The sequence below is a fragment of the Vulcanococcus sp. Clear-D1 genome, from assembly GCF_014654725.1.
In the GTDB taxonomy this organism is placed as follows: domain Bacteria; phylum Cyanobacteriota; class Cyanobacteriia; order PCC-6307; family Cyanobiaceae; genus Vulcanococcus.
This window is the reverse complement of sequence record NZ_JACVZV010000037.1, coordinates 1-21,236: the sequence shown is the minus strand read 5'-3', so window position 1 is coordinate 21,236 and position 21,236 is coordinate 1. Positions and strand designations below refer to the sequence as shown.

Below are 21,236 nucleotides of genomic sequence, written 5' to 3'. Positions count from 1 at the left end.
GCAGCGGTGCTACAGCTGCCAGACGCACCAGCTCTGCCTAGCTTGCAGACAGCCGGCCTGGGCTTGCCATGGCGACGTTGGAGCAAGGCTTCACGGAGCTTGAACCGGTGCTGCAGCGCCACGGCCATCAGGCCCATGGCCTGATTGAGGTCCTCAACCGTGCTCAGCAGCTCTACGGCCACCTGAGCAAGCCGCTGCTGCGCCACATCGCCCGGCAGCTGCACCTGCCCTTCAGCCGCGTGCAGGGCACGGCGAGTTTTTACCACCTGTTTCGCTTGATGCCGCCGGCGCGCCACTGTTGCCTGGTGTGCACCGGCACCGCCTGCCATGTGCAGGGGGCGGCGCAACTGCTGGCGGAGCTCAAGGCTGCACCTCTGGCGGAGCTGGGTGTGGAACTGGGCTCGGTGCGCTGCATCGGCACCTGCAGCGGAGCTCCTCTGGTGGTGGTGGATGGAGCGGTGTGGAACCACGTGGAAGCCCAAGCCGTGCTGAAGCAGCTGCGGGAGCTTGAGCGATGAGCGGCTGTCTTCGGCTCTGCACCGCCGCCAGCTGCCGCAGCCGCGGAGCCTTGGCCCTGCTGGAGACCAGCACTCTGCCGGTGAAGGAGGTGGGCTGCCTGGGGCCCTGCAGCGAGGGTCCGCTCGCGGTCATGGACGGGACGCTGTTGTCGCTGCAGCAGGCAGCCAGCGAACCCCTCGAGCCCTCGCTGGCAGCGGCGCTGGCCAGGAGCCGCGCGATCAGCTCGGAAGATTCGTTCCTGAAGCTGCAGCGGCGCCTGGTGCTGGCCCGCTGCGGGGTCGTGGATCCCGGTTGCATCAACGACGCCCTGGCCCAGGGTGCCTATCAACAACTGCAGGCCGTGCTGGCGGCAGACAATCCAAGCGCGGTGATCGAAACCGTGCGACGCAGCGGCCTGCGGGGGCGAGGCGGCGCTGGTTATCCCACCGGGCTGAAGTGGGCCACCGTGGCGGCCATGCCCGGCGAGCACAAGGTGGTGGTGTGCAACGCCGATGAGGGCGACCCCGGTGCCTTCATGGATCGCACCTTGATGGAGGGCGATCCCCACACGCTGCTGGAGGGCATGGCGATCGCCGCCTTCGCTGTAGGCGCGCAGCAGGGCTACATCTACGTGCGAGCGGAGTATCCGCTAGCGATCGAGCGGCTGCGCACGGCGATCGCCGCGGCCGAAGTCCGCGGCTGGCTGGGCAAGGGAATCAGGGGGAGCCGTTTCAACGTTGCGATCGAGCTGCGGGTCGGTGCCGGCGCCTATGTGTGCGGCGAGGAAACAGCGCTGATCCATTCGATTGAAGGTCGCCGCGGTGTGCCCCGGCCTAGGCCGCCCTATCCGGCCGAGCACGGCGTGTTCGGTCTGCCCACGCTGATCAACAACGTGGAAACCTTCGGCAACATCCCAGCGCTGCTGCGGCTGGGGGTGGAGGCCTACGGCGCGGGCACCAAGGTGTTTTCGCTCACCGGCCATGTGCGGCGCAGCGGTGTGCTCGAGGTGCCGATGGGCACGCCCCTGCGCACGATCGTGGAAACGATGGGTGGGGGCGCCCCGCCCGGCCGCAGCATCAAGGCCGTGCAAACGGGCGGCCCCTCAGGCGGCTGCGTGCCCGCCAGCGCCCTCGACACACCAGTGGATTACGACTCGCTCAAGGCCCTCGGCACGATCATGGGCTCGGGCGGAATGGTGGTGCTCGATGACACCACCAACATGGTGGATCTCGCCGCCTTCTTCATCGCCTTCAGCCGCGAGGAGTCGTGCGGGAAGTGCATCCCCTGCCGCTCAGGCACGGTGCAGCTGGAGATGCTGCTGCGCAAATTGCTAGAGCGCCGAGGCAGCGCCGCTGATCTCAGCCAGCTCGAATCGTTGTGCCACACCGTGGCCGACGCCAGCCTCTGCGGCCTGGGCCAGAGCGCCCCGAAACCGGTGCTGAGCACGCTGCGCCATTTCCGCAGCGACTACCTGGAGCTGCTGCGGCCGGCGGAGGTGGGGCGATGAGTGTCTGCACGCTGCAGATCAATGAGCGCGATGTGGCCGTACCCACCGGCACAACGCTGCTGGAGGCTGCCCGCCAGGCGAGCATCCCGATCCCCACCCTCTGTTTTCTGGAGGGGCTCTCAGCGGTGGCCGCTTGCCGGCTGTGCCTGGTGGAGGTGAGGGGAGCCGATGGGCGTGAAGAACCGCGCCTGCTGGCGGCCTGCGTTACCACCGCCGCCGAAGGCATGCGCGTTCAAACCCACACGCCGCGGCTGCAGGACATCCGTCGCACGGTGATCGAACTGCTGTTCACAGAAGGCAACCACGTGTGCGCCATCTGCGTGGCCAATGGCCATTGCGAGCTGCAGAACCTGGCGGTTGAGGTGGGCATGGATCACAGCCGCCTGCCGTATCGATTCCCCGAGCGGCACGTGGATCTCTCCCACGCTCAGTTCGGGCTCGATCACAACCGCTGCATCCTCTGCACCCGCTGCGTGCGCGTCTGCGACGAAGTGGAAGGCGCCCACGTGTGGGATGTGGGCTGGCGCGGCGAGCACTGCCAGATCATCAGCGGCCTGGGCGAACCCTGGGGTGCTGTGGAGGCCTGTACCCACTGCGGCAAATGCGTCGACGTGTGTCCCACCGGCGCCCTGTTCCACAAGGCCGACACCAGCGAGGAGAAGCACAGCCACCCGGAGCGGCTCCAGGCCCTGGTGCATGCCCGCAGCCATCAGGAGTGGAGCCCATGAGCACCCGTACCCCCCGCAAAGCAAGGCTGGCGACGGTGTGGCTGGCGGGCTGCTCCGGCTGCCACATGTCGTTTCTCGACCTGGATGAATGGCTGCTGGAGCTCGCCGACCGCGCCGACATCGTCTACAGCCCTGTGGGATCCGACCAGAAGCTCTACCCCGAGAACGTGGATATCGCCCTGGTGGAAGGCGGTGTAGCCAACACCGACAACCTCGAGCTGCTGCAGCGGGTGCGCGCCAACACCCGCACCCTGGTGAGCTTCGGCGACTGCGCCATCACTGCCAACATCCCCGGCATGCGCAACATGCTGCGGGGCAGCGATCCGGTGCTGCGGCGCGCCTACCTGGAGCTGGCCGATGGCAGCGGCCAGCTGCCCCATGCCCCAGGCATCGTGCCGGAGCTGCTGGAGCGGGTGTTGCCGGTGCATGAGCTGGTGCCGGTGGAGGTGTATCTGCCGGGCTGCCCGCCGCCGGCCGAACGCATCCGCGCAGCCCTGGAGCCCTTGCTGCGCGGAGAACTGCCGCAGCTGAGCGGTGCGGATCAGATCCGCTTCGGCTGAGGAGACCAGCAGAGGAACCAAGGAGACACCCCGATGCCGATGGATCCCGCCACCGACGCCAACCAGCCCACCCGGCGCACGATCACGATCGATCCGGTGACCCGGATTGAAGGACACGCAAAAATCTCAATCCACCTGGATGCCGCTGGAGCCGTAGACACGGCCCGCTTCCACGTGACGGAGTACCGGGGCTTCGAAAAATTCTGCGAGGGCCGGCCTTTCACCGAGATGGCGGGCATCACGGCACGCATCTGCGGCATCTGCCCGGTGAGCCATCTGCTGGCTGCCGCCGCCACCGGCGACAAGATCCTGGCGGTGCAGATCCCACCCGCCGCCGAGAAGCTCCGGCGGTTGATGAATCTCGCGCAGATCACCCAGTCGCATGCGCTCTCGTTTTTTCACCTGAGCAGCCCCGATTTCCTGCTGGGTTGGGACAGCGATCCCGAGAAGCGCAACATCTTCGGGCTGATCGCCGCCAACCCTGAGCTGGCCCGCAGCGGCATCCGCCTGCGCCAATTCGGCCAGGGGGTGATCGAAGCGCTGGGGGGGCGCAAAATCCATGCGGCCTGGGCGGTGCCCGGCGGCGTGCGCAGCCCCCTGAGCCCGGAAACCCGCGATCAGATCAGGCAGGGCCTACCGGAAGCCTTCGCCATCGCCGAACAGGGGCTAACGCTGTTTAAACACCTGCTCGATCACCAGCTGGGCGAGGAGCTGGAGGTGTTCGGCCAGTTCCCGTCGCTGTTCATGGGGCTGGTGAGCCGCGATGGCACCTGGGAGCACTCCAGCGGCCGCAACTGCGGAGGCATCCGGGTGATGGCCAGCGACGGCGCGCTCGTGGCCGACGGCCTCAAGGAAGACGACTACGCCTCCTTCCTGGCGGAGGCCGTGGAGCCCTGGAGCTACCTGAAGTTCCCCTACATCAAGGCGCTTGGGCCGGAAGCGGGCAGCTACCGGGTGGGCCCCCTCGCCCGGCTCAACCTGTGCGAGCGCATCGGCACGGAACGGGCCGATCGGGAACTGCTGGAGCTCCGCCAACGCGGCGGCCGGGTGGTGACGGCCTCCTTCCTGTATCACCTGGCGCGGCTGATCGAAATCCTGGCCTGCCTGGAGCAAATGGAACAGCTGCTCGACGATCCCGAGCTCACGGCAACCCATGTGCGCGCCCGCGCCAGCGTGAATTGCCATGAGGCGGTGGGTGTGAGCGAAGCACCCCGCGGCACCCTGCTGCACCACTACCGGGTGGATGCCAACGGCCTGATCGAACGGGTGAATCTGATCATTGCCACTGGGCAGAACAACGGCGCCATGAACCGCACGATCACCCAGATCGCGCGCCACTACCTCGATGGGCAACACCTGAGCGAGGCGCTGCTCAACCGCGTGGAAGCTGGTATCCGATGCTTCGATCCCTGCCTCTCCTGCAGCACCCATGCCGCCGGCCAGATGCCTTTGCAGGTGCAGCTGTTCAGTGCCGACGGCGAGCTGTTGCAGCAGCGACGGCGGGATTAGCGATGAAGCGCAGCCAGGCCCTGGTGATCGGCATCGGCAACCGCCTGCGCAGCGATGACGGCGCCGGCATCCACGTGGCCGAAGCCATCAAGGCCCAACCCACGGGGATGCACGTGGTGCTCTGCGATCAGCTCACCCCTGAGCTGGCGGAGTGCATCAGCCAGGCCCGCGCCGTGCTGTTTGTGGATGCACAGATGAGCGAGGCCGATCACGCACCAGCTCAATCCCCCAGCGCAGCGCAACTGCAGCCCCTGGAGGCCTTAGCCAGTGGCGACCCCGGGGGCCATGCGCTCACGCCACCGCGTTTGCTTGCCCTGAGCGCTGCGCTGTATGGGCCTTGCCCTCCGGCCTGGCAACTGCTGATCCCCGGTGAGCAGTGGCACGTGGGTGATCAGCTTTCAGCGCGCACTGCTGCCGCCTGCAGCAACGCCCTGCCTTTAGTGCTGGCCTGGGGAGCGCGCCATGCATGAGCTGGCACTGCTGCAGGAGCTCTGTGCCCTGGCCGCCGCCGCCGCCCGGGAGCAGGGAGCGAGGCAAATCCATCGGATGGAGCTGCGGGTGGGGGAGCTGGGCGGGGTTAATCCCGATGCCCTGCGCCAGGCCTTCGCCGTACTGGCGGCAACGGCTCCTTGGCAAACAACGGAGCTGCAGCTCGATGTGGTGCCAACCCGCTGTTTCTGCCCACACTGTGCACAGGCCTTCAGCCCGCTCGATGTGATTCACGCCTGCCCCCAGTGCGGTGCCATCAGCCGGCAGGTGCTTCAGGGCAGGGAGCTGGAGCTCGTGGCCTTGGAGGTGTCGTAGATGTGCGGGCAATGCGGCTGCGATGCCCACCAGGCGGCGCCGTTGCCGCATCGGCGGCTGGAGCTGCACCAACCGCTGCTCAGCCGCAACGACAGGCAGGCCGCCCACAACCGCGACCACTTCCGCCGCCACGGCCTGCGCACCGTCAATCTGCTGTCGGCACCGGGTTCCGGAAAAACCGCCTTGCTCGAGCAGCTGGCGCGCCACTGGCCCCGCCCACCGATCGGCGTGATCGTGGGTGATCTGGCCACCGACAACGACGCCCAGCGCCTGCAGCTGGCTGGAGCCAGAGCGGTGCAGATCCTCACGGGTGATCTCTGCCACCTCGATGCGGCCCTGGTGGATCAGGCCTTCGGCCAGCTCGATTGCATCGGCATGGATCTGCTCGTGATCGAAAACGTGGGCAACCTGGTGTGCCCAGCCGCTTTCGATCTGGGGGAGCAGCGGCGGATAGCAATGTTATCGGTGACGGAAGGCGAAGACAAGCCGCTCAAATACCCCGCTCTGTTCAAGAGCGCCGATGCCGTGGTGATCAACAAGCGCGATCTAGCGGAGGCCGTGGGCTTCGATCGCCGCACAGCCATCGCCAACCTCAGCGCAATCGCGCCTCAGGCGACGTTATTTGAGCTCTCTGCCCGCACCGGCGAGGGGCTGAATGCACTGATCCGTTGGTTGGATGGCAAGGCCGCCTGATGCCGCTCCTGAACAGCACCTGAGCCTGGAACTGCAGGGCCTGGTGCAGGGGGTGGGCTTTCGCCCCCATGTGGTGAGGCTGGCGCTGCTGCATGGCCTGCGCGGCACGGTGGCGAACAGCAGCCGCGGCGTGCAGCTGGATCTTGAGGGTGCTCGGCCGGCTTTGGAGGCGTTCCGCCACAGCCTGCTGGCCAATCCACCGGACCGGGCTCGCATCGATCACGAAATCTGCCGCTGGCAGCCGGTGCAAGCCGGCCAGAGCGATGCAGCCAGGCGGCCTGCGGGAGTACGAATCCTGGAGCCGCTGGCCGGTGGAAACGGCACAACACCCGTGAGCCCCGATCTAGCGATCTGCCCCCGCTGCCTGGAGGAGCTCCGGGATCCAACCAACCGCCGCCACGGCTACCCGTTCATCAGCTGCGCCGATTGCGGGCCGCGCTACAGCGTGGTGGAGCAGCTGCCGTTTGAACGGGAGCACACCAGCTTCCGCCATTTTCCGCTCTGCGAGCAGTGCGGGAGCGAGTTCAGCGATCCAGCCGATCGGCGCTTTCACGCCCAAACCATCAGCTGCCCTGCCTGCGGGCCGCAGCTGCGCTGGGATGGCCAGGCGATCACCAATACAGCTGGGATCCAGGCGGCGGCCACCGCCCTAGCCGAGGGGGCCATCGTGGCCCTGCAGGGGGTGGGTGGCTTCCAGCTGCTGGTGGATCCAGCCAACGCCGAGGCACTGCAGCGGCTGCGCCAGCGCAAGGGGCGCCCCCACAAACCCCTGGCACTACTGGCCAGCAGCGACTGGATGGAGAGCCATTGCTGCAGCCATGCCGGCGAACGGGAGCTCTGCCATGGGCCCACCGCTCCGATCCTGCTGCTGCGCCGCCCACCAGATCGGCAAGCCGGCATCGCGGCGGAGGTGGCCGGCAGAAGCCCCTGGCTGGGGGTGATGCGCGCCAGCTCCGGCCTGCAACAGCTGCTGCTGGAGGCCTGCGGCGGGGTGGTGGTGGCCACCAGTGCCAACCGCTCCGGCGAACCGCTCTGCGCCAACGCAGATGCCGATGCTGCAACCCTGCGGGAGCTGGCCGATCACGTGCTCAGCCACACCCTGCCGGTGGTGAACCGCATCGACGACAGCGTGCAGCGCTGGGCCGCCGGAGGGGCCCTCACACTGCGCTTGGGGCGCGGCCTGGCCCCTGTGGCACTGCCGCATCCCAGTCACAACGCCGGCGCACTGGGGCTGGGCGCCCAGATCAAGGGAGCCTTAGCGCTACAAACCGAGAGCCACCTGCTGCTCAGCCCGGATCTGGGGGATCTGAGCAGCGTGATGGGCGCCGCCCATCACCAGCACACCTGCCGCACGTGGCTGCAGCGCCATGGCCTGAGCGTGCGCCACCTCGCCTGCGACCAGCACCCGGGCTACAGCGCCAGCGCCTGGGCCGCTGAACTGGCCGCACGCCATCAACGACCGCTGCATGCCGTGCAGCACCACCACGCCCACCTGCTGGCGGTGATGGCTGAGCACCGAATTGAGGGCCAGGCAGTTGGTGTGGCCTGGGATGGCGCCGGCCAGGGAGACGATGGCACCCTCTGGGGCGGGGAAGCCCTGGCGATCAACCACGATGGCTACCGGCGCATCGCCCATCTGCGCCCCTGGCCGCTGCCGGGGGGTGAGCGCGCCCAACGGGAACCGCGCCGGGCCGCACTCGGACTGTTGCTGGAGGCCTACGGGCCCGGCTGGCGAGATCGGCTGGCGTCTCTGCCCAACCTCAGCTGGCGCACAGCCTTCAGCGACGACGACCTGCAGGTGCTGGAGCAGAGCGTGTGGCGCGGCCTCAATGCACCGCGCAGCTCGAGTATCGGCCGCCTGTTTGATGCGGTTGCAGCACTGCTCGGGCTGGCGCAGTGCTGCAGCTACGAAGCCCAAGCCGCCATGGCGCTTGAGGCGCTTGCCCTGGAGGCCTTCGAACGGCCAAGCGATCGCGATGAGGCCTGCCCACTGGATCTGCCATTGCAGCGCAGGGATGCCCATGGCCCCTGGCAGTGGAACTGGCAGCCGCTGCTGACGCAGCTGCTGGAAGCCCTGGCCAGGGACACACCAGCGCCGCGGCTTGCTCTGGCGTTTCATCAGGCTTTGGCCCAGGCGATCGCCGCACTCGCCCGGGCGGAAGGTTGCCAGGAACTGCTGTTGGCCGGGGGCTGCTTCCAGAACGCCCTCCTGCTCGAGCTCAGCATCAACGCCCTCAACCAGCAGGGCTGCCGGGCTCTCTGGCCGCAGCAGCTCCCCTGCAACGACGCCGCCCTGCCGATCGGTCAGCTGCTGGCAGCCGAAAGCGTGTCTATAAACCGGGTAGCCCCCAGGGCCGAAAGCCATGTGCCTGGCCGTCGCCGGTGAATTGGTGAGCATCAGCGAGCACGCCGATCCGCTCTGGCGGATGGGGGATGTGTGCTTCGGGGGTGTGCTACGCCAGGTGAGCCTGGCCTGCGTGCCGGAGGCTCAGATCGGCGATCAGCTGCTGGTGCATGTGGGCGTGGCGCTCACGGTGCTGGAGCCGGAGCCATGAGCGATGCCCATGGCGACTGGGCCTGGCTGGATGGCAATGAAGCGGCAGCGCGGGTGGCCTATCGCCTCAATGAGGTGATGGCGATCTACCCGATCACCCCCGCCTCACCCATGGGCGAATGGGCTGATGCCTGGGCGAGTGAGGGGCGCCCCAATCTCTGGGGCCAGGTGCCGCAGGTAGTGGAGATGCAGAGCGAGGGCGGTGCCGCGGGAATGGTGCACGGCGCCCTGCAGGCCGGAGCACTCACCACCACGTTCACGGCATCGCAGGGGTTGCTGCTGATGCTGCCCAACCTTTACAAGATCGCCGGCGAGCTCACGGCGGCCGTGATCCACGTGGCGGCGCGCACCCTGGCCACATCGGCCCTATCGATCTTTGGCGACCACAGCGATCTGATGGCCACCCGCGGCACAGGCTGGGGACTGTTGCTGTCGGCCTCGGTGCAGGAATGCGGCGACTTCGCCACCATCGCTACCGCCGCGAGCCTGGCGGGGCGGCTGCCGCTGCTGCATGGCTTCGATGGGTTCCGCACCTCCCACGAGATTCAGCGGGTGGAGCTGATCAGCGATGCGGTGCTGCGCGAGCTGGTGCCCGATGCACTGGTGGCCCAGCACCGCAAACGCGGGCTCTCCCCGGATCACCCGCAGCTGCGCGGCAGCAGCCAGAACCCCGACCTGTGCTTTCAGGCTCACGAGGCGGTGAACCCGTTCCAGAACGCCATGCCCCAGCACGTGCAGGCGGCCATGGATCGCTTCGCTGCACTCACCGGCCGGCACTACCGCCTCTTCGATTACCACGGCCACCCCTCGGCCGAACGGGTGATTGTGCTGATGGGCAGCGGCTGTGAAACCGCCTGCGCCACGGCCGATGCCCTGATCGCGGCAGGCGAAGCGGTGGGCGTGCTGAAGGTGCGCCTGTTCCGCCCTCTCGCTAGCGCAGCACTGGTGGCGTCGTTGCCCGCCAGCACCCGCCGCATTGCCGTGCTCGATCGCTGCAAGGACCCCGGCAGCCCAGGCGAGCCCCTCTACCTCGATGTGCTGGCTGCCCTGAACGAGCACTGGCCTGGAAGCCAGATGCCGCTGGTGGTGGGCGGCCGCTATGGCATCGCCTCCAAGGAGTTCAACCCGGCGATGGTGAAAGCGGTGTTCGACAACCTCTCCGCAGCGCAACCCCGCCGGCATTTCACGGTGGGCATCGTCGACGACGTCACCCAGCTGTCGTTGCCGGTGGATCCGGCCTTCGCGATCGAAGCACCAGACACGCTGCGGGCGGTGTTCTTGGGCCTGGGTTCCGACGGCACCGTGGGCGCCAATAAGAACACCCTCAAGATCGTGGGTGATGCCACCGGCCTGCACGGCCAGGGCTACTTCGTGTACGACTCGAAGAAGGCAGGTTCGATCACGGTGTCGCACCTGCGGTTCTGCCCGCGGCCAATCCACGCCAGCCACCTGATCGAGCAGGCGCAGTTGCTGGCCTGCCACCACTGGGATTTCCTGGAGCAATTCGATCTGGTGGATCTAGCGGCCCAAGGGGGCAAGCTGCTGCTCAACGCCCCCTGGCCCGCCGAACAGGTCTGGCCGCAGCTGCCATTGCGGGTGCAGCAATGGATCCGCCGCAAAGAGCTGCGGGTGACTGTGGTGAATGCCGCCGCGATCGCCCGGGAGCACGGCCTGGGCGGACGCATCAACACGGTGATGCAGGTGGCGTTCTTCGCCGTGGCCGAGCTGATGCCACTGGAGCAGGCGCTGAGCGCCATGCGCACGGCGATCCAACGGAGCTATTGCCGAAAAGGTGAGCAGGTGGTGGCCGCCAACCTGGCTGCGATCGAGGCGGCCCGGAGCGGCCTCCAAGAGCTGGTGGTGCCCTCTGAGCAGCAAAGCGCCCAGGTCGAAACGATCCAGCCCCTGGCCGAACTCCCGATCCCGCCAGCCCTGGCGGCCGCCCCGGTGGACTTGCAGAGGCTGCTCCTGCCGCAGCTGCAGCGCTGCGGCGATCAACTGCCCGTGAGCGCCCTGCCTTGCGATGGCAGCTTCGCCACGGCCACCAGCCAATGGGAGAAACGCAACATCGCCGAGCAGGTGCCGGTGTGGGAGCCCGATCTCTGCGTGCAATGCGGCAAATGCCTGATGGTGTGCCCCCATGCCGTCATCCGCGCCAAGGTGGCCGCGCCAGAAGCGCTGGCCGATGCACCCGAGGCCTTCCGCAGCGCCCCGGCTCGCGACGCCCATTGGGGCAACCAGCGCTTCACGATCCAGGTTTCCGCCGAAGACTGCACGGGTTGCAACCTGTGTGTGGAGGTTTGCCCGGCGCGCGATCGCAGCGAGCCGCGGCGCAAGGCGCTCAACATGGCTCCGCAGCGGCCCCTGCGCCAGCAGAGCCGCGAGCACTGGAGCTACTTCCTTCAGCTCCCGGAGGTGGAGCGCAGCAGCCTCAACCTGCGCCACATCAACCATCAGCAACTGCAGCGGCCGCTGTTCGAATTCCCCGGCGCCTGCGCCGGCTGCGGCGAAACGCCCTACCTCAAACTCGCCAGCCAGCTGTTCGGCGACCGCATGGTGATCGCCAACGCCACCGGCTGCTCATCGATCTACGGCGGGAACCTGCCCACCACCCCCTGGGCCACCAACAGCGAAGGGCGGGGCCCGGCCTGGAGCAATTCCCTGTTTGAAGACAACGCCGAATTCGGCCTTGGCTTTCGCGTGGCCTTCGATCAGCGCCATCGCCGCGCCAAACAGCTGCTGCGACAGCACGCGGCCGATCTGCCCCAGGCCCTGGTGGAGGGCCTGCTCAACGCCGACCAGAGCGATGAAGCAGGCATCCACGAGCAGCGCCAGCGGGTGAAGGAACTGCGGCAACGGCTTGAGATTGAGGGCACTGGCGATGGCAGCCCAGCCCGCGAACTGCTTGAAATGGCCGACGATCTGGTTAAGCGCAGCGTCTGGATCGTGGGCGGCGACGGCTGGGCCTACGACATCGGCTTCGGCGGGCTCGATCACTTCTTCGCCAGCCAACACGACGTGAACGTGCTGGTGCTCGACACCGAGGTGTACTCCAACACCGGCGGACAGATGTCGAAGGCCACCCCCAAAGGCGCTGTGGCCAAGTTCGCGAGCAGCGGCAAGGCCACGGGCAAAAAAGATCTGGGTCTGATGGCGATGACCTACGGCCACGTCTACGTGGCCAGCGTCGCCATGGGCGCCCGCGACGAGCACACCCTCAGAGCCTTCCTGGAAGCGGAGTCTTACCCCGGCCCCTCGCTGATCCTGACTTACTCCCACTGCATCGCCCACGGCATCGACATGGCCAAAGGCATGGCGCAGCAAAAGCAAGCGGTGGATGCCGGCCGCTGGTTGCTCTACCGCCACGACCCTCGACGCAAAGCCCAGGGGCTGCCAGCCCTGAGCCTTGATTCCCGCAGCCCGAGTCTGCCGCTGGCGGAGGCGATGAGCAGCGAGAACCGCTTCCGGATGCTGCGCTACAGCCATCCCGAGCAGGCACGTGCCCTCAGCGATGAAGCCCAGCGCGACCTGCAACAGCGCTGGCGGCTCTACCAGCGACTCTCGGCCCCAGAGCCATGAGCATCCCCCTCACCACCAACTACCTGGGCCTTGAGCTTGCCTCCCCGATCGTGGTGGGGGCCGCAGCCCCCCTAAGCAGTGATCTCCACCGGCTGGAGCAGCTGGAGCAGGAAGGAGCCGGAGCGGTGGTGTTGCGCTCCCTCTTTCTGGAGCAGATCGAGCGCGACTGGCAAGAGTGGATCCACCACCAACACCTCTGTAGTGAGAGCCATCCCGAAGCGCTGAGCTACCTGCCGGCCGTTGATCCCCAGCACCTGGGTCTCGAGGGCTACCTCGAAGAGATCCGGCGTGCGCGGGAGGCCCTCTCCATCCCCGTGATCGCCAGCCTCAATGGCACCCACAGCGGCCATTGGAGCGAGGCAGCCCAGGCCCTGCAGCAAGCAGGTGCATCGGCGATCGAGCTCAACCTCTACAGCGTGCCCAGCAGCACCAGCTGCACCAGCGCAGAACTAGAGGCCGAGCAGCTGGAGATCGTGCGGCAGGTGTGCAATGCCCTCTCGGTGCCAGTGGCGGTGAAGCTCAGCCCCTGGTACACAGGCCTGGCAGCCATGATCCGCGCATTGGCAGTTGCGGGAGCCCGCGGCGCGGTGCTGTTTAACCGTGTTCTGCAACCGGAGATCGATATCGACACCATCAGCACCGAGGCGCACCTGGAGCTGAGCCATGGCAGCGAGCAACGGCTACCCCTGCGCTGGATCGGCCTGCTGCATGGCCGGGTGGCCGTAGAACTGGCGGCCAGCACCGGCAACGAGAACGGGCGCGACGTGCTGCGGATGCTGATGGTGGGCGCGCAGATCTGCCAGGTGGTGAGTGCGCTGCTGCGTCACGGCCCTGGAGCGCTGCAGCGCATGCGCGAGGAGATGCAGCAATGGCTCGACGACAACCACATCGAAAGCCTTGCCAGCCTTCGCGGCAGCCTCAGCCAGCAACGCAACCCCAGCCCCGAAGCGTTCGAGCGAGCTCAATATCTGCGGGCCCTCAGCAGTAGTGGTGCCCTAGCCGTGGACTGGAGTGAGCGATGAGCGCCGAGGCAAGGCAACTGCTGGAGCAGATCCACTGCCACACCACGCGGCCCTGGACCTTGATGGAGGTGTGCGGCGGCCAAACCCATGCCCTGCTGCGCCATGGCATTGATCAGTTGCTGCCGCCCGAAATCACGCTGGTTCACGGGCCCGGTTGTCCGGTGTGCGTAACCGCCACAGAGCGAATCGACCAGGCCCTAGCGCTGGCCGAACGGCCGGAGGTGATCCTTTGCTCCTACGGCGACATGCTGCGAGTGCCGGGTAGCGACGGTCGCAATCTTCTCAGCCTGCGGGCCCAGGGAGCCGACGTGCGCGTGATCTATTCCCCGCTCGATGTGCTGGAGCTGGCACGCAGCCAGCTGCAGCGGCAGGTGGTGTTCTTCGCCGTGGGGTTTGAAACCACAGCTCCGGCCACGGCGCTTCTAGCTCAGCAGGCTCTGGCCGAGGCGGTGGGCAATCTGAAGCTGCTGGTGGCTCATGTGCGGGTGGTGCCAGTGCTGGATCAGCTGCTAAGCGATCCGAGCTGTGCGGTGCAGGGGGTTCTGGCCGCCGGCCACGTGTGCACGGTGATGGGCGATAGCGAACTGGAGGATCTGGTGCAGCGCCATCGCAGGCCGGTGGTGGTCACAGGCTTCAGCTCCGAGGAGCTGCTGCGGGGGATCCTGCGCTGCATCAGCCAATTGGAGCGGAGTGAGGCAAGGGTGGACAACGCCTTCGACAGAGCCGTCAGCAAAGCGGGCAACCGAGAAGCGCAAGCGCTGCTCAAGCACGTGTTTGAACCGATCAACACCATCTGGCGCGGTCTTGGAGAGATCAACCAGGGCGGCTACGGCCTGAGGCCAGCGTTTGGCCAGCTAGCCATGAGCCCCCACGATCACCAGGGCCCAGCGCAGCAAGCATCTGAGCAGGCCAGCTGCCCCAGCGGCTTAGTTCTACAAGGCCTCTTGCGCCCCAGCGCCTGCTCCAGCTTCGGCAACCGCTGCACACCAGACCATCCCCTCGGCGCTCCAATGGTGTCGAGCGAGGGAGCTTGCGCCGCCTACTACCGCTACCAGCGCTGAGCCATGGCCCCTTCCCATGAAACGGTGCTCCTGGCTCACGGCGGAGGCGGCCGGCTCAGCCAACAACTGATCGAGGGGCTGCTACTGCCGGCGTTCGCGCCAGCAGATGGCGTGCTGCACGATGCCGCCCTGCTGAACAGTCCGGGGCAAACACTCGCGTTCACCACCGACTCGTTTGTGGTGCAGCCCTTGGTGTTTCCCGGGGGCGACATTGGCCGGCTGGCCGTGTTCGGCAGCGTCAACGATCTGGCGATGACGGGTGCCCGACCAGTCGCCCTCAGCCTTGGGCTGATCCTGGAGGAAGGGCTGGCCATGAGCCTGCTCAAGCGGGTGGTTCACTCAATACGCGCAGCTGCAGATGCTTGCGGTGTAGCGGTGATCACTGGCGACACCAAGGTGGTGGAGCGAGGCAAAGGCGACGGCATCTTCATCAACACCAGCGCCATTGGTGTGGTGGAGCATCCATTGCGGATTCACCCCAGTGCTGTGCGGGCGAGTGATGCTGTACTTGTGAGTGGCGACCTGGGCCGCCATGGTGTGGCGATCTTGGCCGCACGGGAAGAGCTGGGTTTTCGCTCGTCGCTGGAGAGCGACCTGGCGCCGCTCCACACCACAGTGCAGGAGCTGATCAGCTCGGAGGTGGAAGTGCACTGCTTGCGTGACCTCACCCGGGGCGGATTGGCCAGTGCCAGCGATGAAATTGCCCGGGCTGCCTGTTGTCAGATCGAACTGGAAGAAGCCGCGATTCCACTGCACCCGAGCGTGAACGGCGCCTGCAACCTGCTGGGGCTAGACCCCCTCAGCATGGCCAACGAGGGGCGAATGATTGTGATCTGCCCGGAGAAAGATTCTGAGTGCGCTCTTAAAATCCTACAGAAGCACAACCCGCATGCAAGGCGAATCGGTGTTGTACAACAACGAGACATCCAAAGAAAACGCCTCACCCATGATCATTCAGTAGTTCTGCGTAACAACCTAGGTGCTCGGAGACCCCTGGACCTGCAGAGGGGAGAGCAGCTGCCGCGGATCTGTTGAAGCAAGCTGCAAAGTATCGCCATGCTTCTTGAGCATCCATAGGTTCACAATAGCTCTCCCAGCTCAGCAATGAAACAGCAGGATCAACGCATACTGAACGCACTATTTGCCCATCCGCTACAGCATGATCTGCGCATGGACGATGTGGAAGCGCTGCTGATTCATCTTGGCATACGCACAGAACATCGAGACGATCACCGCATCAACCTGCAAGCACCGAGCGGCCGAACAGTTGTGCTGCATGCCGCATCAGGCAAACACCATCCACTCCTCGACGACGACGGGGTGTTGCGCCTAAGACGGTTTTTAAAGGAAGAAGGAATCACCCCCGAGCACCCGATTGCGGATGCGCCTCAGCCTCGGGGCGAACAAGCCAAACGGCTGGTGGTTCACCTCGACCACCGTGGCGCACGCCTGTGGTGGCTGGATGGCGATGAGGTGCAACTATCAACGCTGCAACCGCATGGCCTGTGGAGCAACCATCAGCGTCTGACTCATCGCCATGATCGAGATGTTGCCGGACAGAGAGCACCGGCGGATCACGATTATCTCAATCAATTAAGCCAAGCAGTTCTTCAAGCCGATCGCGTGTTGCTGATAGGTCACGGGCATGGCGAGAGCGATCTTCGCCAGTTACTCAAGAAACATCTCAGGCAGCACCATCACGCCGCAGAAAAGCGAGTGGAGCTTGCCATCGTGGACGACACAGCCTGCAGCGATGCCGAGCTTCTGGCAATTGCCAAAGAACACTTTGGGAATACCCCACAGCGACAAAAGCCATAAGGCAGGCAAACCACGACAACAACTCACAACGCCAAAGAAATGAATCCAACAGGGGTCCCCTTCATCATGCACGCTGATAGCACTAAGTTCCCAGTCTCAACTTGTTCAGCAAGAACATCAGAACGGTGGTGCGGCGGGTAACAATATCTCCAGTGAGCTTCATTCCTGGGCGCAACGTGCAGCTCCCCTGACGGCCCCTCAGACTGGTTTGCAGGGGATGCAGGACTGCCTCGTAAACCGCCGCAGTTGTGCCACTGGGCTCTCCCGGCTGGGGAATGATGTCAGCTGACACGCTGGTGACACGGGCTGGCAACACACCGAATTCCGCCGTTGGACATGCACTCACCTTTAAGGTCGCTTTCTGAGCGGGACGAAGCTGGCTGATTCTCTCGGCAGGTACCTGCAGCTTCAATTCGTATTGACTCTTGTCTGGCGCCAGCACAGCCACCAACTCGCCAGGCTGCATGACCTGTCCGGGATGCCGGAGGTTGGTGCTGAGCACAGAACCACTGATGGGAGCCCGCACAGTGGCAAGTTCGAGAGCACGATCAACCTGCTGCAACCTGGCACGTCGCTGGGCCACTTGCTTCCTCAACTCGTCGGCAGATGAACGCGCTTGAGAGGAGCTCTGGCGCAAGCGCGCAAGCTCGCTCAAGCCACGAGCCCGCTGTTCCGTCACGCCTTGCAGCGCCTTGAGGACCTCCGACTGGCTCACCAGCTGACGAGCCTGCTTTTCTTCAACCAGGCTCCGGGGCACAGCCCCGCTCGACTGCAAAGAGCGATAGCGACGTAGTTCGTTGCGATCAAAGGCCAGTGCTGCCTTGGCCTGCTCCACGCCACGGAGTGACGACTCTGTTAGTGATGTGCTCAACCGCTCCAACGCGGATGCCTGGGTGTCAAGAGATGCCTGTTCGTTGCGGGCCTGCTGGGCCTGAGCCTGCAAAGCCGACAACTCCACTTCCAGTTGACGCCGCTCAGCCTGCAAAGGCCGACGATCAAACACTGCCAACAACTGACCGGCACGCACTGATTGGTTCTGGCGAAGCAAGACGCGTTGCACCGTTCCGCCCTGCTCGCTCTGCACCAAGGTGTTCTCACCAGTCGGACGCACAACGCCTGGAGCTGTCACGGTTTCGCGCATGGGCCAGATCGCCAACGCAAGGGCCCCAACACTGAGTAGGAGCAAGAGTTGTCGTCCCAAAGCCGACGCCCAGGGACCCGGCTCTGGAAGAAAGTCGTCGCAACTGACTGGCTGCAGTGTTGGCGGCAACACAGGCTGACGGTGTTGAGACAGAGCTTCGCCGGTTGAAGCCACCGGCAGATCGGAAGAAGGGCTTTCCATCAGGCGGCTTGTAGGTAGGGCGCAACCTGGATGTGGTCGCGAAGGTCATGGGGATGGCTCTGCTGGCGGACCGCCCCCTTCTCCATAAACACGATCCAGTCAGCGCGAAGGATCACCGAAGGCCGATGGCTCACGAGGATGGTGGTACGCCCCAGTCGATGAGCCAACAAGCGATCCATCACACGGGCTTCGAGAACTGGGTCGAGGGCAGATGTGGATTCATCCAGCAGTAACACCGGAGGATCACTCGCCAGGCCGCGGGCAAGCGCTAGACGCTGGCGTTGGCCTCCGGAGAGGTTGGCTCCAAACTCTCCGAGAACCGTGCCGTAGCCGTCTGGCAAATCACGGATGAACTCATCGGCGAGGGTGAGGCGACACAACTCCACAACCCGCTCATAACTGAGCTCGGGGTAGGCAAACACGAAATTCTCAAAGATCGAGCGGTTCAGGAATGTGTCGTCCTGCGGCAACAGCACGACTTGTCGCCGCAAACAATCCAGGCTGAGGTCGCGGGAGCTGAATGGTCCGTAATGCACCGTGCCTTGCTGGAGTGGATACAGACCGGCAATGAGCTTGCTTAGGGTGCTCTTGCCACAGCCCGATTCCCCGATCAGGGCTGTTGTGCTGCCACCAGGGATACGTAGTTCGAGATGATCAAGCAAGGCGCAGCGACCAGGGTGATGAAAGGAAATGTCATTGCAGACAATGTCCCCATCAGCGGGGATGAGCGCCTGCTGGCGGCCACGGACAACACTCTCCTCGTCGGGATGCTGAAGCGCATCGTCTAAGCGAGCCATCACCACCCGAGACGTGATCAGTTCCTGACTCAGTCCACCGATGGCAGCGAGGAAGGCCAAGACATTGGCTCCCATGCCGTTGAAGGCCAACAGCTGACCGATGCTCAGCTGTTGGCTGAGCACAAACGAACTGCCGTACCAGAGCAGGACCACACTGGTGACATTTCCAAGGAAGCTGGTAACCGTGCTTGCCTTGAGATCAAGCAGGCCAACATTCCAGGCAAAGCGCGCCAACCGGCCCTCATTACGTTGAAACTCCTGCCAGGCCTGAGGACTGGCCTGGGTGGTTTTAAGCAAAGCCTGGCCGCGGAAAAGCTCCACTAAAAAACCCTGGTTTTCAGCCGACTGCACAAGCAGCCCCTGGGTGCGTCTGTGCAATGCCGGCAGCACAGCCAGTTGAGCTCCAATCACCAAGGCATAACCAAGTAGAGCTGCCAGGGTGAGTGGACCGCTATATTGAGCCATCAAACCCAGTGAAATCAGAGCAATACAGAATTGGCCTGGCAAACCAAGTGCAAGATTGGCAATCAGCTGATTGAGTTTCTGGATGTCGTCGAGGCGACTTACAACCTCTCCGCTGCGGCGGCTCTCAAAGTAGGTGAGAGGCAAACGCAATAGGTGCTGACCGTAATGCAGCACCATCTGCAACTGAAGCTTCTGACCGAAATGACCTACCAGCAGACCCTGCAAGAGACTTAGCAAAGCCCGCAATAAAAACAGCATCAGAATGCCGATAGCAAGGGTGCGAAGCATTTCTCCATCACCGCGCACCAACACATCATCCGTCAGGATCTGCATGAGTAAAGGCATCCCCAGAGCCAGCACACCTATCGCCAGGTTGATGATCAACGCCTTAAGTAACAGCTTTTTGAAAGGCAATACATAAGGTAAAAACGCTCCCAATCCTTTTCCAGCTTGCCAACCCTCACTGGCGCCATCCACGGCGGGGAAGCGAGTGGGATCAGGCTCAAGGGCAAGAAGTACTCCATTGCTCCAGGAACCCAGAAACGCGTCCCGTGAAAGCAGCCTCAAACCCACCGCTGGATCAGCCACCAAGAGCTGGTTTCCACGCCAGCCGTGGAGCACCACCCAATGACAGCCCTGCCAATGGCAAATGATCGGCATCGGCAAGGAAGCCAAATCCTCGAGAAGAGCGGCATCCGCCTTTGCAGCACGGGCATGAAAGCCAAGACTTTCAGCACCACGCTTCAGACCGAGCAGTGTCGTGCCCTGTGATGACGTCCCCACGCGATGCCGTATGAGCGCAAGCGGTAGCCGCTCGCCATGGCTCTGGCACACCGTCGCCAAACAGGCAGCACCACAGTCCTCCTCATCGAACTGATGCACGCAGGGGTCGCTTGGCGTCCGTTCGTTGAAGCCAGGGAGCTGTCTTAACCATCGCAGGCGAGCAACAGCATCCAGCCAGTTGGTCATGGCCATCAATCGCTCAGGCACTCACAGAAAGATCAAGACCGTTCAACTGGTTATTCACAATGGAGCCACCATTGAGCACGATGTTGAAGGCAAGATTCACCTGATTCACTGTGGTATCAATCGCTGTAGAGCCAATCGAAGTCAGTCCAGACTGAGCCAGTCCACCGCCAGCACGTAAACCAAGAAAACCGCGAAGCAGAAATGCGACTGGGGCCCTACCTCGACCAGCCATTGAAGAGAATCTGCCCCCGCTAATACACTCAGCCTGTTTCTCGTCAAGAAATTGCATGATTCGAAGATGAAAAGAGAAAGAAGTCAATGTCAGCAAAAAGCCTGAGCCACAAGCTCAGGCTGTGAGCGAGAATTAGAAGGAGAAATTGGCAAGGTAGGTCGAAAGATTCAGCCCAGTGATCTGAGCCAATCCCGAAGCACCGTCACCAAGAACACCGATACCTAGACTGGTGCCGCTATTACCCTGCAAACCAGTCACAACCGCAGTGGAAATGGCGATCGTCGGGCTTACATTGATACGGAATCCACCAGTAACCAGCTGAGATTCAGCATCGCAGAATAAGTACATCAGAACCTCTCATGGGTGAAGAAAAAGGGCCCGAGAATCAGGCCCTAGTACTGGAAGATCAGCCGAGGACCGTGGCAATACTGGAGCCATTGCCCTGGAGACTTTGGGCGCCACCGAAGCCACCCAACAAGCCCAGGCCCAAGTTATTCACGGTACTGTCCTGACCAAGGGCTGTATAGACACCGCTGGCCTTGGCGAAACGGATGCGGGAAAAACCCCAACCACCAGCAATAACCTGAGCCTTGTCGTCAGCGAGAATGGAAAGATGTGCCATTGTTCAGAAGGAGTTTGGATGAGATATTTGGATCAGAGAACGAATGTTGCGATCTCTGAGATATTCATCTGCTCACTGGTAGCAATACCAGCACCGTTCAGAACACCAAGGCCAAGATTATTGGCCGCATTGGTTTGACCTACTTTGGTAGTCACCCTCTTGAAGTTGGCGCTGGAAAAGCTAAACCACGAACCCCAGCCGCCATTAACGAGCTGAGAATCACGATCCTCAAGATTCACGAGATAAGCCATGGAGAGCTTTTAGAGAAGGAACAAGCATCAAGTGATGCCAGCTAGGTCATAGCCGCTCAGAAAAATGAAAACGTACCAAACCAGCAGGAATGCAGCAGGAGCGCTTCGGTAGAAACACCAAACCCGATACAGCATCCATGCATCTCTGATCTCAACACGGACGACAGCGGCTAAGGAGACTCTGGAAAACCAGGGCCATTCGCGGGACAATGGTCCTGGGATCGC

Annotated in this window: 22 protein-coding genes; 15 read left to right on the top strand and 7 right to left on the bottom strand. The window is 64.0% G+C overall.

The features are described 5' to 3' along the window. Positions 1–68 precede the first annotated feature (68 nt). The 15 genes from H9532_RS14060 (at position 69) to H9532_RS13990 (ending at position 16,333) form a co-directional block, all read left to right on the top strand. Positions 69–518, top strand: coding sequence for an NAD(P)H-dependent oxidoreductase subunit E (locus tag H9532_RS14060; protein WP_296369632.1), 450 nt, complete (start codon positions 69–71; stop codon positions 516–518). After that, on the top strand, positions 515–2,005 hold the full coding sequence (locus H9532_RS14055; RefSeq protein ID WP_296369630.1) for an NADH-ubiquinone oxidoreductase-F iron-sulfur binding region domain-containing protein: 1,491 nt from the start codon (positions 515–517) through the stop codon (positions 2,003–2,005). Before H9532_RS14060 ends, H9532_RS14055 begins: the two co-directional genes overlap by 4 nt. Then, on the top strand, positions 2,002–2,733 hold the full coding sequence (gene hoxU, locus H9532_RS14050; RefSeq protein WP_296369629.1) for a bidirectional hydrogenase complex protein HoxU: 732 nt from the start codon (positions 2,002–2,004) through the stop codon (positions 2,731–2,733). Before H9532_RS14055 ends, hoxU begins: the two co-directional genes overlap by 4 nt. After that, entirely contained in the window at positions 2,730–3,293 is a 564-nt protein-coding gene (locus H9532_RS14045; RefSeq protein WP_296369628.1) for an oxidoreductase, read from the top strand. Before hoxU ends, H9532_RS14045 begins: the two co-directional genes overlap by 4 nt. A 33-nt stretch (positions 3,294–3,326) precedes the next feature. Then, positions 3,327–4,802 (top strand): Ni/Fe hydrogenase subunit alpha, encoded by a 1,476-nt coding sequence (locus H9532_RS14040; RefSeq protein ID WP_296369627.1) that lies wholly within the window; start codon positions 3,327–3,329, stop codon positions 4,800–4,802. 2 nt (positions 4,803–4,804) lie between these two features. Next, on the top strand, positions 4,805–5,272 hold the full coding sequence (locus tag H9532_RS14035) for a hydrogenase maturation protease (protein WP_296369626.1): 468 nt from the start codon (positions 4,805–4,807) through the stop codon (positions 5,270–5,272). Next, positions 5,265–5,606: a hydrogenase maturation nickel metallochaperone HypA gene (locus H9532_RS14030; RefSeq protein WP_296369625.1), complete on the top strand. Its 342-nt coding sequence runs from the start codon at positions 5,265–5,267 to the stop codon at positions 5,604–5,606. Before H9532_RS14035 ends, H9532_RS14030 begins: the two co-directional genes overlap by 8 nt. Next, positions 5,607–6,299, top strand: a complete 693-nt coding sequence (hypB, locus tag H9532_RS14025; protein ID WP_296369622.1) for a hydrogenase nickel incorporation protein HypB — start codon at positions 5,607–5,609, stop codon at positions 6,297–6,299. Continuing rightward, positions 6,283–8,685, top strand: a complete 2,403-nt coding sequence (gene hypF / locus H9532_RS14020; RefSeq protein ID WP_296369620.1) for a carbamoyltransferase HypF — start codon at positions 6,283–6,285, stop codon at positions 8,683–8,685. Before hypB ends, hypF begins: the two co-directional genes overlap by 17 nt. Further along, complete coding sequence (locus tag H9532_RS14015; protein ID WP_296369618.1) at positions 8,663–8,854, top strand: HypC/HybG/HupF family hydrogenase formation chaperone; 192 nt, start codon at positions 8,663–8,665, stop codon at positions 8,852–8,854. The genes hypF and H9532_RS14015 overlap by 23 nt, the downstream gene beginning before the upstream one ends. After that, on the top strand, positions 8,851–12,432 hold the full coding sequence (gene nifJ, locus H9532_RS14010) for a pyruvate:ferredoxin (flavodoxin) oxidoreductase (protein ID WP_296369616.1): 3,582 nt from the start codon (positions 8,851–8,853) through the stop codon (positions 12,430–12,432). The genes H9532_RS14015 and nifJ overlap by 4 nt, the downstream gene beginning before the upstream one ends. Next, a complete protein-coding gene (locus tag H9532_RS14005; RefSeq protein ID WP_296369614.1) occupies positions 12,429–13,454 on the top strand; it encodes a dihydroorotate dehydrogenase-like protein in 1,026 nt (341 codons plus the stop codon). The genes nifJ and H9532_RS14005 overlap by 4 nt, the downstream gene beginning before the upstream one ends. Beyond that, a complete protein-coding gene (gene hypD / locus H9532_RS14000; protein ID WP_296369611.1) occupies positions 13,451–14,515 on the top strand; it encodes a hydrogenase formation protein HypD in 1,065 nt (354 codons plus the stop codon). Before H9532_RS14005 ends, hypD begins: the two co-directional genes overlap by 4 nt. A gap of 3 nt (positions 14,516–14,518) precedes the next feature. Continuing rightward, on the top strand, positions 14,519–15,550 hold the full coding sequence (gene hypE, locus H9532_RS13995) for a hydrogenase expression/formation protein HypE (protein WP_296369609.1): 1,032 nt from the start codon (positions 14,519–14,521) through the stop codon (positions 15,548–15,550). Between the two features lie 69 nt (positions 15,551–15,619). Next, positions 15,620–16,333 (top strand): hypothetical protein, encoded by a 714-nt coding sequence (locus H9532_RS13990; protein ID WP_296369606.1) that lies wholly within the window; start codon positions 15,620–15,622, stop codon positions 16,331–16,333. Positions 16,334–16,415: 82 nt separating this feature from the next. Here the strand turns inward: H9532_RS13990 and H9532_RS13985 are convergent, their stop codons facing one another. The 7 genes from H9532_RS13985 to H9532_RS13955 all read right to left on the bottom strand — a co-directional run. Beyond that, positions 16,416–17,474, bottom strand: a complete 1,059-nt coding sequence (locus tag H9532_RS13985; RefSeq protein WP_296369605.1) for an HlyD family efflux transporter periplasmic adaptor subunit — start codon at positions 17,472–17,474, stop codon at positions 16,416–16,418. 200 nt (positions 17,475–17,674) lie between these two features. Further along, on the bottom strand, positions 17,675–19,819 hold the full coding sequence (locus H9532_RS13980) for a peptidase domain-containing ABC transporter (RefSeq protein WP_296369877.1): 2,145 nt from the start codon (positions 19,817–19,819) through the stop codon (positions 17,675–17,677). 100 nt (positions 19,820–19,919) lie between these two features. Continuing rightward, positions 19,920–20,195, bottom strand: coding sequence for a hypothetical protein (locus H9532_RS13975; RefSeq protein ID WP_296369604.1), 276 nt, complete (start codon positions 20,193–20,195; stop codon positions 19,920–19,922). 75 nt (positions 20,196–20,270) lie between these two features. Beyond that, positions 20,271–20,486: a hypothetical protein gene (locus H9532_RS13970; RefSeq protein WP_296369602.1), complete on the bottom strand. Its 216-nt coding sequence runs from the start codon at positions 20,484–20,486 to the stop codon at positions 20,271–20,273. Positions 20,487–20,544: 58 nt separating this feature from the next. After that, on the bottom strand, positions 20,545–20,760 hold the full coding sequence (locus H9532_RS13965) for a hypothetical protein (RefSeq protein WP_296369600.1): 216 nt from the start codon (positions 20,758–20,760) through the stop codon (positions 20,545–20,547). Between the two features lie 32 nt (positions 20,761–20,792). Beyond that, on the bottom strand, positions 20,793–21,011 hold the full coding sequence (locus H9532_RS13960) for a hypothetical protein (RefSeq protein WP_296369598.1): 219 nt from the start codon (positions 21,009–21,011) through the stop codon (positions 20,793–20,795). Between the two features lie 27 nt (positions 21,012–21,038). Next, the coding region (locus tag H9532_RS13955; protein WP_296369596.1) for a hypothetical protein at positions 21,039–21,236 on the bottom strand (198 nt) is incomplete at its 5' end.